At 63.0% G+C, this 12,932-nt stretch carries 11 protein-coding genes; 6 read left to right on the forward strand and 5 right to left on the reverse strand.

What is annotated here, in order from left to right:
* Positions 1-117: 117 nt before the first annotated feature.
* Entirely contained in the window at positions 118-1,155 is a 1,038-nt protein-coding gene (locus tag HMPREF2978_RS08895) for an alpha/beta hydrolase (RefSeq protein ID WP_070745101.1), read from the reverse strand.
* A gap of 243 nt (positions 1,156-1,398) precedes the next feature.
* On the opposite strand from HMPREF2978_RS08895, the gene HMPREF2978_RS08900 reads away from it, so the two are divergent.
* Positions 1,399-2,100, forward strand: coding sequence for a PAQR family membrane homeostasis protein TrhA (locus tag HMPREF2978_RS08900; RefSeq protein WP_070524792.1), 702 nt, complete (start codon positions 1,399-1,401; stop codon positions 2,098-2,100).
* Positions 2,101-2,143: 43 nt separating this feature from the next.
* Here HMPREF2978_RS08900 and HMPREF2978_RS08905 read toward each other — a convergent pair whose 3' ends face one another.
* The 3 genes from HMPREF2978_RS08905 to HMPREF2978_RS08915 form a co-directional block, all read right to left on the reverse strand.
* Complete coding sequence (locus HMPREF2978_RS08905) at positions 2,144-2,785, reverse strand: DUF6891 domain-containing protein (protein WP_070524791.1); 642 nt, start codon at positions 2,783-2,785, stop codon at positions 2,144-2,146.
* A gap of 96 nt (positions 2,786-2,881) precedes the next feature.
* On the reverse strand, positions 2,882-4,966 hold the full coding sequence (locus HMPREF2978_RS08910) for an acyl-CoA dehydrogenase family protein (protein ID WP_070745103.1): 2,085 nt from the start codon (positions 4,964-4,966) through the stop codon (positions 2,882-2,884).
* A 28-nt stretch (positions 4,967-4,994) separates the two neighbouring features.
* Positions 4,995-6,293, reverse strand: a complete 1,299-nt coding sequence (locus tag HMPREF2978_RS08915) for an acetyl-CoA C-acetyltransferase (RefSeq protein ID WP_070745105.1) — start codon at positions 6,291-6,293, stop codon at positions 4,995-4,997.
* A gap of 188 nt (positions 6,294-6,481) precedes the next feature.
* On the opposite strand from HMPREF2978_RS08915, the gene HMPREF2978_RS08920 reads away from it, so the two are divergent.
* Positions 6,482-7,822, forward strand: a complete 1,341-nt coding sequence (locus HMPREF2978_RS08920) for a 3-oxoacyl-ACP reductase (protein ID WP_070745107.1) — start codon at positions 6,482-6,484, stop codon at positions 7,820-7,822.
* Positions 7,823-8,752, forward strand: a complete 930-nt coding sequence (locus HMPREF2978_RS08925; protein ID WP_070745108.1) for a MaoC/PaaZ C-terminal domain-containing protein — start codon at positions 7,823-7,825, stop codon at positions 8,750-8,752.
* Between the two features lie 3 nt (positions 8,753-8,755).
* Here HMPREF2978_RS08925 and HMPREF2978_RS08930 read toward each other — a convergent pair whose 3' ends face one another.
* On the reverse strand, positions 8,756-9,790 hold the full coding sequence (locus HMPREF2978_RS08930; RefSeq protein WP_070524782.1) for an acyl-CoA thioesterase: 1,035 nt from the start codon (positions 9,788-9,790) through the stop codon (positions 8,756-8,758).
* Positions 9,791-9,823: 33 nt separating this feature from the next.
* Here HMPREF2978_RS08930 and HMPREF2978_RS08935 point away from each other — a divergent pair, with 33 nt between their 5' ends.
* The 3 genes from HMPREF2978_RS08935 to purM are packed head-to-tail and all read left to right on the forward strand — an operon-like array spanning position 9,824 to position 12,824.
* Positions 9,824-10,228 carry a sterol carrier family protein gene (locus HMPREF2978_RS08935; protein WP_070524780.1) on the forward strand — a complete coding sequence of 135 codons (405 nt, stop codon included), beginning with the start codon at positions 9,824-9,826 and terminating at the stop codon, positions 10,226-10,228.
* 34 nt (positions 10,229-10,262) lie between these two features.
* A complete protein-coding gene (gene purF, locus HMPREF2978_RS08940) occupies positions 10,263-11,750 on the forward strand; it encodes an amidophosphoribosyltransferase (RefSeq protein WP_210383599.1) in 1,488 nt (495 codons plus the stop codon).
* 21 nt (positions 11,751-11,771) lie between these two features.
* The gene (purM, locus tag HMPREF2978_RS08945) at positions 11,772-12,824 is read left to right on the forward strand and encodes a phosphoribosylformylglycinamidine cyclo-ligase (RefSeq protein ID WP_070524776.1); all 1,053 of its coding nucleotides are present in this window, start codon (positions 11,772-11,774) and stop codon (positions 12,822-12,824) included.
* The last annotated feature ends 108 nt before the right edge of the window (positions 12,825-12,932 follow it).

The following is a 12,932-nucleotide window of genomic DNA, read 5'->3' on the forward strand; positions in this document are numbered from 1 at the left end:
TCACCCCGCTACGCACCCCGAAACCGGAAGAGCCCATTAATCCACTAAGGCTGGCCGAGACGAAGATTGTGAGCATGCTGTGAACAGTGAGGTGACAGCTTTCTAGGAACCAACCAATCAAGCACCGATGGTGCGGGCGATGGTCTGGTCCCAACTCAGCTTCATCTGGTGGGAGAAGAGGTTGAAGGTGTGCGAACCCTGGGGGCTGAAGTAACGGTTCACGCGCACCCCGGCGTTGCGGGCGTTGCGGGTGAATTCCTCCGAGCACTGGTTGGCCACCATCTCTACCACGCGGGGGCCGAGCCACTGGGCCGGGTTGTTGGTGCCATCGATGGGGCCCGGGGTACCGGAGGCCGAGCCTACGAAGACTTCGACGTCGCGCAGGCGTCCGGGGTTGGCGTTGGGGTCGTGCTCGAACCACTGCGGGGAGCCCGGCAAGCCCCATGCATTGAAGGAGGAGCCGCCGCCGTAGGCGATCATTGCGGTGGAAGTGGGGAATCCAATCGCGCCGGAGCGTACCGGGCAGCCGGAGTAGGAAGCCGCGGCCTTGTAGCGCTGTGGGGCGTGGCCGGCGATGTCGAGTGCAGCGCCGCCGGTGGAGGAAATGCCGCCGATGGCGTCGCGGCCGGTGCCGTGGAATTCGGCGTCGATCAGCGGGGGCAACTCAGCGGTCATGTAGGTGTTCCACTTGTTGACACCCAGGATAGGATCCTCGGCATTCCAATCGGTGTAGAGAGAGTAAGCGCCGCCAAGCGGCATCACCACGTTGACGTTCTTGCCCACGGCCCAATGGCGGATATCGGAGTGCGTCATCCAGTTCATGCCGGCCTGGCCGCCCTCCACGCCGGGCAGCAAGTAGAAGGAGGGGCGCGGCTTATCGCCCTCGGGGAGCAAGACGTTATTAGAAATCACCGCACGGTTGGTCGGGGACCACACGTCCACCACCCAGTGGTTGCCACCCATGTGGCGCTTCGCGGTGATGAAAGGCTTGTCACCCAGCCAGGGCTGCGGGTTGGTCACGCGCGAGGAAACCTCACCGATGGTGCTGGATTGGGCGGAGGCGGAGCCAATGCCTGCCGACGCCGCCCCCAGTGCCACCATGGCAGCTGCGAACAGCGCCGCGGCGCGGCGAGAACGTGAGACATAGGAAAACATAACGAGTGTAGTTTACGTTGTTAACTCTGCCGAACTGCAAATATCGGCAGAAAACCTGGCGAAAACTTTCGCTCAACCCTTGTCCGCCGCAATGCTCGGCCGTATAGTTACGGGTACGTAAGTTTTGGGGGTGAATGCGTTATTCGCATGACCTGCATTTCAGATAAGGCAAGGGCCATCACTATGAACGCACCCAGTGCTCACATATCTTCCCCGCAAGATTCGCCAGTTGCAGAAAGCGCTATGCGCGATCACAGCACTATGGAGCAGCGCATTCAGCGCACCTACTGGATGGCGGACCGCGGCCCGCGCCCACTAACGCGTGGCTGGGGGCACTTCTTCGCGGCCATTGCCTCCCTGATCGCATCGACGGTTTTGATTACCTTTGCGTGGATGACGCTGCCGTGGTGGCAGGGGCTAGCGGTGACGGTTTATGGCGTCGGCGTGGTTGGTCTCTTTACGGTCTCGGCGTTGTACCACCGCTGGCCGTGGGTATCTATGCGCGCGGTGCAGTGGTGGCGGCGTGCTGATCACGCAACGATTTCGGTGTTCATTGCGGCGACCTACACGCCGCTGTGCGCCATCGTGCTGGACCCGACGCAGGCGCTATGGATGCTGGCTGCTGCGTGGGTGGGCGCCATCATGGGTGTTGTCTTGAACTTGGTGTGGATTAATCACCCACGGTGGCTGGACGTGGTGGTCTATCTCGTGTTGGGCTGGCTCATCCTGCCTCTGTTGCCGAATCTGTGGCAATCCGCTGGACCGGCCGTGGTGTGGCTGCTGTTCGCAGGTGGGGTGGTCTACTCGTTGGGTGCGTTGATGTACGGCTTTAAGTGGCCGGGGCGCAACGCGCGCTGGTATGGCTACCACGAACACTTTCACACCGCGACGATTGCCGCGGCGGTGGTGCACATGGTAGCCATCTGGATGGTTGTTGCGGGCTAGCCGAACGGGAGGGGGATAGCTTTATGGGCGCTATGGAAGGAGCCTATTCGGAGTTGGTGAGGTCCTCAGCGAGCGGGTACTCGACGACGAGGCCCTGGCAGAGTACACGTGCGTTAGGGTTGCCATCCCACGTGGGGTTGAAACCAACAGCGTGCAGCGCTTCGACGAGTAGCTCGCCAACGGCCACAGGTGTGCTGAGCTCGGCATCGGTTTTCATCGTGCCGAAACCGAAGAAGAGGTCTCCGGTATGGATCAGCCTGTCGACGTCCTGCATGTGGCAATAAACATATCCTGCGGCACCGTCTTCTTCCGCCATTTCGGCGCCGCACTCAGCGCCGTCGGAGGCGTCCCACCCCTCGTCAAAGCTGAAAGCTAGGTTGCGCTGTCGCAGTTCACCCCGAAGGGTGTCGAGGCGCTGTGCGTCTGCGGACTTCTCTGTGACCTTATGTGCGTACTCAGCGGCAACTTCGTCGATGATGGCATCGAAGTCTTCCGGGAAGGGATCCGTGCGCACTGTCGTCCACTCGGAAGGATCGTCGAGAAGCTCAATGAAGTCATTGTGAATGTCCTGGCGTGAATGGCCGTGGCACAGATGAAGCGAGATGTCGTTGCGGAGGGTGCCGGAAACCAAGAGGTCATCGGAAGGCGGGAAGGAACTGGAGAACATGGCGTGTGAGGTAGTCATGCTTGTGGATGTTAAATGCGTGATACTGCGCGTGACTGAAAGACAGGGAGGGCACCCCGCCAGGTGGCGGAAGTGCCCTCAGCATGCGTGGAGTGGCTAGACGTGGAGCGGATCCACACCGGCCTCGGTGAGCATCGGGATGTTGTGGACCTCAGGCGGGACGCCGAAGGCATCCACGAGAACGACGGACCACGGTGCCAGCGAATCAACAAGGTCGTTGATGGCGGCGCGGGCAGCCTTGATGCGGCCAGCCGGGATCAGGTTGTGCTCCTGGTACCAGCCCGCGTGCTGAACCAAGGTGTCGAAGACGAAGAGGTGGCGTAGCTGCTCAAAGACCTGGCGCGCCAGCGAACCTTCCTCAAGACGCTCCTCTGCCTCAATCATGGCCTGGACCAACAAAGTATCCACACGAGCCCAGCCGGCGGCGATGAGGTGATCCTGGCACTGGTCAACGATGGCAGCAGCCTGCACCTTATCGGCCTTGCGGGCCGGCTGGATGCGGCGCACGAGGGAGAAGAGGATGGACTGGGCGCGGTCGTCGATCAGCTTGGCCTGGTAGGTGGCGTCGAAAAGCGAAGCCTCAGAGGGATTCACGCGGTCCACCAGGCTTTGCAGGCGGGTGGTGAATCCATAGCGGCGACGAACCACATCGGTGGCGGTGGAGGCTGCGTACTTCACGGTGTCCCACGGGCTCATGTCATTCATCGCGCGGCCATAAGCGGTGAGCAGGTTCTTGCCCACCATCTGAATGAGCACCGTGTTATCACCCTCGAAGGTCGCGAAGACATCGGAATCGGCGCGGTAGGTGGTCAGGCGGTTCTCTGACATATAGCCGGCGCCGCCGCAGGCCTCGCGGCATTCCTGAATGGTGCGTGTAGCGTGCTGGGTCTGTGCAGTCTTGATGGCTGCGGCCAGAGACTCCATCTCGCGAGAGGCGAATTTCTGCTCTTCGGTCGGTTCCGTCACAGACCAGGTGCCAGCCTCGTGCTGATCGGTTTGCTCCTGGTAGCGCTCCAGAATCTGGTTGTAGAGCAGGTGCAGTGCGTACGTACGGGCCAGCGGAATGAGTAGGCGGCGGCGGTGCTGACGGTGCTCGATGAGGCGCTTTTCCGCGCCGGTGGCGCCTTCGAACTGGCGGCGGCGGTTGGCGTAGCGAATCGCAATGTCCAGGGATGCCTCGGTGGCGGCACCCGCTGCGCCGGATACGCCGATGCGGCCGCGGATGAGAGTGCCCAGCATGGTGAAGAAGCGAGCATTCTTGGACTCGATGGGGGAGGAGTACTTGCCGTTCTCGTCCACATCGGCGAAGCGGTTGAGCAGGTTTTCGCGCGGCACGCGGACCTTGTCGAAGCGCAGGGTGCCATTATCGACGCCTACCAAACCACCCTTGTGGCCATGATCGCCCAAGGTAACGCCTGGCAGCTCCTTGCCTTCTCCATCGCGGATGGGGACGATGATGGCGTGGACGCCGTGGGAGCGGCCGTCGCTATCCGGGGTGATGAGCTGGGTGAAGACGACGGCCGCGCGGCCATCCTTGGCGGCGTTACCGATGTAGTTCTTCACCGCGGAATCGGAGGGGGTGTTGATGATGAACTCATCGGTATCCGGGTCGAAGGTGGCGGTGGTCTCGAGGGATTGCACATCGGAACCATGGCCGCGCTCAGTCATGGCGAAACAGCCCGGCAACTCCAGGCTGGCGGCCTTCTCAACCCACTTGAGGTGGCGCTCGGTGCCTAGCTGATCCAGCGCTCCACCCCACAGGCCCCACTGCACACCGGACTTAATCGCCAGCGAACCGTCGACCCACGCCAAGCCCTCGAGGGTGAAGGTGGAGAGATTTGGCTTGCCGGCACCGCCGTTGGCGCGGCGCAGGCCGTGGTTGAATCCGCCGAAGTCACGAACCTTGGAGAGGTTCTCAAAGGTGTGTAGGCGCTGCTCCGCCATGGGCAGATCCGGGTTCGGGAAGAGCGAAGGATCGTTGAGGAAGGTGCGCAGCTCCTGGCGGAAGGCGGCGTGGGGGCCGTCGAGAAGCGCGGCAAGCTCGGTGGCGACGGAAGGCTTGGGGGTGGTGGGCAGGCGGTGTGGGCTGCGGGCCTCGGCCTTGGGGGCGTCGGTGGAGGCCTGGTTGTTGAGCTCTGGGGAGACGGGTTTCTTGTCCGAGGAGGACTTGGTGAGTGCCATGGTGGGGTCCTTTCTGGGAGGGAAGTTTTTAGCGCTCGACGATGCCCGCGACACCCTGGCCGCCGGCGGCGCAGATGGAAATGAGGGCGCGTCCGCCGCCGTTTTCTTCAAGAATCTTGGCGGTGGTGGCGAGGATGCGGGTGCCGGTGGCGGCGAAGGGGTGGCCGGCAGCAAGGGAAGAGCCCTTGACGTTGAGCTTGGCGCGGTCGATGGGGCCCAGCGCGGACTGCAGGCCGAGGCGCTCGCGGCAGTAGGTTTCGTCCTCCCACGCAGACAGGGTGGCGAGTACCTGGGAGGCGAAGGCTTCGTGGATCTCGTAGAAATCGAAATCCTGCAGGCTCAGATTGTTGCGCTCCAGCAGGCGAGGAACCGCGTAGGTAGGGGCCATGAGTAGGCCATCTGGGCCGTGGACAAAGTCGACGGCCGCGGTTTCGGAATCCACCAGGAAGGCGCGGGGCTCGATGTTGTGCTCAGCCGCCCACTCTTCAGAGCTGAGGAGAGCGACGGAGGCGCCGTCGGTCAGCGGCGTGGAGTTGCCTGCTGTCATCGTCGCCTGTGTGCCGTGCTGCTCGGCATCGCGTTTACCAAAGACCGGCTTGAGCTTGGCTAGGGACTCCAGGGAGGAATCCGGACGCAGGTTGGTATCGCGATTGACGCCGAGGAAGCCGGTGGTGAGGTCATCGAAGAAACCCTCCTCCCAGGCCTTGTGGAGGTTCTGGTGGGAGGCGAGTGCCAGCTTGTCCTGGGCTTCGCGGCTGACGTTCATCTCGCGGGCGGTGATGGCGGCGTGGTCACCCATGGAGAGACCGGTGCGGGGTTCGCCGTTCTGCGGCTGTTCCGGGGCCAGCTGCGACGGGCGGATGGAGCCGATGAGCTGGGCGCGCTGCGCGGCCGTCTTGGCGCGGGTGAGATTGAGTAGTGTGCGGCGCAGCGTGTCATTGACAGCCAGCGGGGCATCCGAGGTGGTGTCCGTGCCTCCTGCGATGCCGGCGGAGATCCGGCCTTGGGCAATGGCATCACCGACGTGGATAGCTGCCGCAAGAGAAGTGCAGCAGGCCTGCTGCATATCGAGTGCTGGGGTGGTCGAGTCGAGCGCGGAACCGAGGACCGACTCGCGGGTCAGATTGAAATCGCGGGAGTGCTTGAGCACAGCGCCGGCGGCGACGAGGCCGAGGCGTTCGTCGTGAAGCCCGTAACGTGCGACGAGTCCATCCAACGCACTGGTGAGCATGTCTTGGTTGGACGCGTGGGCGTACTGCTTATTGGAGCGAGCAAAGGGAATGCGGTTACCGCCGAGGATGGCTACGCGGTGCGGGGGGTTGGTCATTGAAAACTCCTTCGCGAGTGGTCTGGTGCGAATCGTCCCAGCGGGAGGGGGGGGGAGCAACCCGACTGTTCATTTCGCGTCACAACTAAAGTGATATTGTTAGTTCTATCACTCAATTAACTAACCTTGCAACCAGCTCAACAAAGCTCGCAAGGTTGTGAAGAATCGAGAAAGGAACATGCCAGCCTATGCCGAACGTCACATTTGCTGAGAAGCTCATCAACTCACCGCTCGCCGCCAAAGCAGGAGTACCCCAAGGCCACCCCCTGCGTCGCCACAAGGCTGGGGAACCAGCGCTCGATGGCCCCATCGTCATTGGCGGCCAGGGGCGCATCGCTGAGTTTCTGAGTTCCCAGCTAGCCGTGGACTACCAGGTCATCAATGCTTCCGCGGAGGCGAAGCGCGCCGCCCTCGTCTTCGACGCCACCGGCCTGGACACCCCCGAAAAGCTGCGCGAGCTCTATGATTTCTTCAACCCGCAGATGCGCAACCTCCTGCCGTGCGCGCGCTTGGTGGTCGTCGGCACCACCCCGGAAGCTGCGGACACTATCGACGCCCGCATTGCCGCCCGTGCCCTCGAAGGATTCACCCGTTCCCTGGCCAAGGAAATGCGCAAGGGCGGCACCGTAAACCTGGTCTGGGCAGACCCTGCTGCCACCGCAGAGGTGGAGTCCACGCTCCGCTTCTTCCTTTCTGGGAAGTCGGCCTTCGTGGACGGGCAGGTTGTGCGCGTCAGCGCCCAGGGACACGATTCCCCGGCAACCAATGGCGAAGTGCAGAACTGGGAGCAGCCCCTTGACGGGCGGTTGGCGGTGGTGACTGGTGCGGCCCGCGGCATCGGCGCCACCATTGCTGAGGTGCTGGCGCGCGATGGTGCGAGCGTCATCTGCATCGACATCCCGCAGGCCAGCGAGCACTTGGCCAAGACCGCGAACAAGGTCAAGGGCACCGCGCTGCCTCTCGACGTCACCGACCCCCAGGCCGCCGACAAGATTGCCCAGCACGCGCAGGAGCGCCACGGCCGAGCCATCGACGTCATCGTCCACAACGCCGGTATTACCCGCGACAAGCTTATGGCCAATATGAATGAAGGCCAGTGGGATGCTGTCCTGGCCGTTAACCTTCTGGCGCCGGTGCGCATCACCGAAAACCTCCTGGAGTCTGGCTCCCTCGCGCCGGGTGCCGCAGTGATTGGTGTGTCCTCCATGGCGGGTATTTCCGGCAATCGCGGCCAGACGAATTACGCCACCACTAAGGCCGGAATCATTGGGCTGGTCGACGCCCTGCGTCCCGTCCTCGCTGAGAACGGCTCCACCATCAACGCAGTGGCGCCGGGCTTTATTGAAACCGCCATGACCGCGGCGATGCCGACCGGCCCGCGCGAGATCGGCCGCCGCCTGAACTCACTGCAGCAAGGTGGCTTGCCTGTCGACGTCGCCGAGACCGTCGCCTTCTTCGCCTCGCCGGCCTCCGCCGCGGTGAGCGGCAACACCGTCCGCGTTTGCGGCCAGAACCTCATGGGAGCCTAAATGAACGTCACCACACTCAACGAGATTCCAGATCTTCCTGCGCTCTATCGCAAACTCACGGTGGGTGCGGTGCCCATCCCCGGGCTGGGGGCAGGCAAGCGCAAGGTCGACGACCCACAGACTGCTTACCGGGTCGCGGGAGTGCGCGTAGACACCGAGCACCTGGCTCGCTACTGTCAAGCCACGGGCCTGCGCCTGGGCAACGAGCTGCCCGCTACTTATCTGTACGCGCTGGCCTTCCCGCTCGCCATCAAGGTGATGGCCGCTCCGGATTTTCCTTTCCCCGCTGTGGGCGTGGTGCACCTGTCCAACCGCATTGAGCAGACACGCCCGCTGCGCGTCGACGAGCGCTATGACATCGCCGTGCATGCGGAAAACCTGCGCCCACACCGCAAAGGCTTGGTCATCGATATGGTGACCACCTACAGCGTGGGCGGCGAGGAGATCTGGCGCCAGACATCAGTCTTCCTAGGCCAGGGTGCGAAATTCACCAAGGACACCCCGCGGCAAGTGAGAACCCGCCCAGAAGCCGAGCGTTTCCTCGACTTCTCCGGCGACGAGGTGGGGACCCCTACGGCAACGCTGCGCTTTAGCGCCGAGAGCACTCGCGTCTATGCGGCGGCGTCTGGTGATAAGAACCCCATCCACGTCTCCGCCGTGGGTGCCAAACTCTTCGGTTTCCCCGCGCCCATTGCGCATGGCATGTACACGCACGCCCGTATGCTGTCGGTGCTTGACGGCACCCTTCCGGGTGCTGTTCGCATCAGCGCGGACTTCTACAAGCCGGTCATTCTTCCGGCGACCACGGGTGTCTACGTGGCCCCAGGCGGCGAAACGGACGGCGGTGGTAAAAACCGTACTCTTACGTTGCGCAAGGCCAAGGACCCCAGCTCACTCCACGTGGTGTGCAGGGTTGAGCCGCTGGATTAGCAATTAATCCACGTGCTGGTGCTTCGGTGCCACCACCAGTGGCTTCGGGGAGTACTTGCCGCGCAGTCCGCGGAGGATGCCGGCGTGCTCCCAGAGGCGCTTGTCCTCCTCGGTGCGGGGAGTGAACTGGCGGGCGGCTAGTGGCTGCCAGTCAGCATCCATCGCCATGTAGGAGACTGTGGCGTGGATGGCGGTCTCCAGTTTTTCGCGGCCGCCGCGCGGGTTGCCCGAGCGCACGTGGACGGACATCTGCATCGAGCGGGTATCCGTGCGCATCATACGGGCATCCACCTCGATGAGGTCTCCAATATGAATCGGACGGTAGAAGCGAATACCACCGGCATAGACCGCAACGGTGTGCTCGCCCGACCATTCCATGGTGCAGGCAGCGCCCGCCTCATCAATCCATTCCATCGCCGTTCCGCCGTGGACGTTGCCGCCCCAGTTGACGTCGGTGGGCTTGGCCAAGAAGCGGTTGACCATGCGGGGAGCGTCGGACGGGCCGTCATAAGTCTGCTTTTCCATCTCCGCTTCGATGGCTTTGCGCAGCTCGATGCGGGATTCCGCGGCCTCCCATACGCGCTGGTGCTCAGTGGAGTCCGGAATCAGCGGCGGAACAGCCACCGACTTCCCGGTTTCGGTATCTTTGGCTACGAAGATGACGAGGCAGTCGCACGCGCGGGTAAAGATGCCATCGCGCGGGTCTGCGGAGAGCACCTCGTTGACGATGTGCATGGAGGACCGCCCCGTCATCGCGATGCGCGAGCGCACCTCCACCAAGTGGCCCGAAGGGATTGGGCGCGTGAAGTGGATGTGGCCCACGTAGGCAGTCACGCAGTAGGTGCCCGACCACTGGACCGCACACGCATAGGCAGCCTTATCGATCCACTCCAAAACACGCCCGCCGCCGATGCCTTGGGCGCCGGCGATGGTGAGATCTGTCGGGGCGGCCATAAACCGCAGCGTGATGGAGGGGGACTTCCCGGTCGGGACAGGCTTCTTTTCTTCCGAGGAGCTTGGTGGCATGGTTGGTGACATGGATAACAAAGTATCAGGGAGCGTGCGTAGCGTATGAAGAAGGCTGTTGATGCCGCAACCACCCGTGCCGCTGTCGAAGCAGTGGAGGAGTGGATTCGTGACCCTGAAGGGGTGGAAAAGCCAGGTCGCCCGGCTCTTGCGAAAGCCACTCGGACCACAGCCCGCCTGTTAGAGGCGGACGCGCCGGGCCACTCCGTGGAACTGCGGGTCCCCCCATTCGTGGCAGTGCAGTGTATTGACGGGCCCCGGCACACCCGGGGCACCCCTCCGAATGTGGTGGAGACGGATCCCCAGACATGGTTGCAGCTGGCCACGGGCGTCCTGGACTGGGAGCAGGCGCTTCACGACGGCCGCGTGGACGCCTCCGGCTCCCGCTCTCACGAGATCGCTGGCTGCCTGCCCGTGATTCCGTTAGTTTTCACTGGCCGGAACAGCTAGGATTAGCGCCGTGGTAGCTGAACACGTCCAGAGCATGACTAAGCCCCTGTCTACGGATCCCAGCCTGGATCCGGAGCCCCGCGAAGAGTGCGGAGTCTTCGGTGTTTGGGCACCAGGAGAAGAGGTTTCCAAGTTAACCTACTTCGGACTTTTCGCCCTCCAGCACCGCGGCCAAGAGGCCGCCGGCATCGCGGTCGGGGATGATGACCGCATTGTTGTCTTCAAAGACATGGGCCTAGTCTCCAATGTTTTTGATGAATCCATCCTCACCTCACTGCACGGAAACGTGGCCGTCGGTCACACGCGTTATTCCACTGCGGGTGGCAAGGAATGGTCGAATGTGCAGCCGATGTTTGGGACGTCGCCCAGCGGCGTCGATATCGCGCTTGGTCACAACGGCAACCTGGTGAACTACCAGGAGCTGCGCGCCGAGGCCGTGGAACGCGGGCTCATCAAGCCGCAGGAAGAGTCCGTCTCGGACTCCATGTGTCTGTCCATCTTGCTGGCTGATGGCGTGAGCGAAGACAGAAGCGTGTTCGATTCCGCTCTGCAGCTCTTGCCCACTGTGAAAGGTGCGTACTGCCTGACCTTTACGGACGGGCACACCCTCTACGCCGCCCGCGACCCGCATGGCGTGCGCCCGCTAGCCCTCGGACGGCTTAACACCGGCTGGGTGGTTGCTAGCGAAACCTGTGCGCTCGACATCGTGGGCGCGCAGTTCATCCGGGAAATCGAACCGGGCGAACTCGTCGCTATCGATGAGACCGGCATCCGCTCCGAGCGCTTCGCGGAAACACAGCGCCACGGCTGTGTCTTCGAATATGTCTATCTGGCTCGGCCAGATACGAATATCAAGGGCCGCTCCGTCAACGCCACGCGCGTGGAAATTGGGCGGCGCCTAGCGCGCCAGTACCCGGCACCCGATGCGGACATGGTGATCCCCGTTCCTGAGTCCGGCAACCCGGCCGCCGTGGGGTATGCCCGCGAATCCGGGCTGACCTTTGCGCATGGCTTGGTGAAGAACTCCTATGTGGGGCGCACCTTCATCCAGCCCACACAGTCTCAACGCCAGATGGGCATTCGCCTCAAGCTCAATCCGCTGCGGGAGGTTATCGAAGGCAAGTCGATCGTGGTGGTGGATGATTCGATTGTGCGTGGTAACACGCAGCGCGCACTGATTCGGATGCTGCGGGAAGCCGGCGCTGCCGAAGTCCACGTGCGCATTGCCTCCCCGCCGGTGAAGTGGCCATGCTTCTACGGCATTGACTTTGCCTCCCCAGGCGAGCTCATTGCCAACGCCAACCCCTCCGATGATCCGGAAGAGGTAGCACAGACCATTTGCACCGCGATTGGTGCTGATTCGCTGGGGTTTGTCTCCATCGATGAGATGGTGGCGGCCACCGAGCAGCCCCGCAGCGAACTGTGCTGCGCATGCTTCGACGGTAAATACCCACTTGGACTGCCCGCCGGAAACCCCAATGCTGAGGCCGTGCGCACCCTGCAGGGCTCGACGACAAACTAAGGAATAAGGACTAAGTCACTCATGAGCGAGAACACGTATGCTGCCGCCGGCGTCAACATTGAGGAAGGCGACCGCGCAGTAGAGCTAATTACCCCCCACGCTAAGCGCGCCACCCGCCCCGAGGTGATGGGTGGGCTCGGCGGCTTCGCCGGCCTATTCAAGCTGGGGAACTACAAGGAACCGGTCCTCGCAGCTGGCTCTGATGGCGTGGGCACCAAGCTGGCCGTGGCCCAGGCCATGGACAAGCACGACACCATCGGCATCGACCTTGTCGCCATGTGCGTGGATGACCTTGTCGTGTGCGGCGCCGAGCCGCTTTTCCTGCAGGACTACATCGCGGTGGGCGAGGTTGTGCCGGAAAAGGTAGCGGAGATTGTGAAGGGCATTGCTGAGGGCTGCGTCCAGGCTGGTGCTGCCCTCCTCGGCGGCGAGACTGCGGAGCACCCAGGTGTGATGGGCAAGGACGAATACGACGTCTCCGCCACCGCTGTTGGCGTGGTGGAGGCTGATGAGCTCCTCGGCCCGGACAAGGTACGCGACGGCGACGTGCTTATCGCGATGAAGTCCTCCGGCCTGCATTCCAACGGCTACTCCCTGGCGCGCTACGTGCTCCTAGAGCAGGCGGGTCTGCCGCTCGACGGCTACATGGAAGATCTCGGCCGCACCCTCGGGGAGGAGCTGCTGGAGCCAACTCGCATCTACGCCAAGGACTGCCTGGCCCTGGTATCTGAGTGCGCGGTGTCCACCTTCTGCCACGTCACCGGCGGCGGCCTCGCCGGCAACCTGGAGCGTGTCATCCCGGAGGGCCTGACCGCTGAGGTGAGCCGCTCGACGTGGACTCCGGGCCAGATCTTCAAGACCATTTCCTCGGTGGGCAAGGTTGCGCTCGAAGAGATGGAGAAGACCTTCAACATGGGCGTCGGCATGATCGCCGTCGTTGCGCCGGAGGATCGCGAGCGCGCACTGGCCATGATGACTGCCCGCCACGTTGAAGCATGGGAGTTGGGTACCGTCCGCGTTGCCGAAGAAGGCGAGCCGCGCGTTCTTATGACGGGGGAGCACCCAGGGTTCTAGGTCCTAGGCGCGGAACCTGGGAAAGGAACAGGGCCGGCAGTTTCCTCCTCTTATTGAGGGGGAAGCTTGCCGGCCCTTTGCTTACGTGCTGTGCACGGTGGGGAAGTG

It is taken from the genome of Corynebacterium sp. HMSC074C01, assembly GCF_001814605.1.
Classification (GTDB): Bacteria; Actinomycetota; Actinomycetes; order Mycobacteriales; family Mycobacteriaceae; genus Corynebacterium.

Coding starts and splice junctions, on each gene's coding strand:
- HMPREF2978_RS08895 (WP_070745101.1), bottom strand. CDS start 1,155: ATGTTTTCCTATGTCTCACGTTCTCGCCGCGCCGCGGCGCTGTTCGCA.
- HMPREF2978_RS08900 (WP_070524792.1), top strand. CDS start 1,399: ATGCGCGATCACAGCACTATGGAGCAGCGCATTCAGCGCACCTACTGG.
- HMPREF2978_RS08905 (WP_070524791.1), bottom strand. CDS start 2,785: ATGACTACCTCACACGCCATGTTCTCCAGTTCCTTCCCGCCTTCCGAT.
- HMPREF2978_RS08910 (WP_070745103.1), bottom strand. CDS start 4,966: ATGGCACTCACCAAGTCCTCCTCGGACAAGAAACCCGTCTCCCCAGAG.
- HMPREF2978_RS08915 (WP_070745105.1), bottom strand. CDS start 6,293: ATGACCAACCCCCCGCACCGCGTAGCCATCCTCGGCGGTAACCGCATT.
- HMPREF2978_RS08920 (WP_070745107.1), top strand. CDS start 6,482: ATGCCGAACGTCACATTTGCTGAGAAGCTCATCAACTCACCGCTCGCC.
- HMPREF2978_RS08925 (WP_070745108.1), top strand. CDS start 7,823: ATGAACGTCACCACACTCAACGAGATTCCAGATCTTCCTGCGCTCTAT.
- HMPREF2978_RS08930 (WP_070524782.1), bottom strand. CDS start 9,790: ATGTCACCAACCATGCCACCAAGCTCCTCGGAAGAAAAGAAGCCTGTC.
- HMPREF2978_RS08935 (WP_070524780.1), top strand. CDS start 9,824: ATGAAGAAGGCTGTTGATGCCGCAACCACCCGTGCCGCTGTCGAAGCA.
- purF (WP_210383599.1), top strand. CDS start 10,263: ATGACTAAGCCCCTGTCTACGGATCCCAGCCTGGATCCGGAGCCCCGC.
- purM (WP_070524776.1), top strand. CDS start 11,772: ATGAGCGAGAACACGTATGCTGCCGCCGGCGTCAACATTGAGGAAGGC.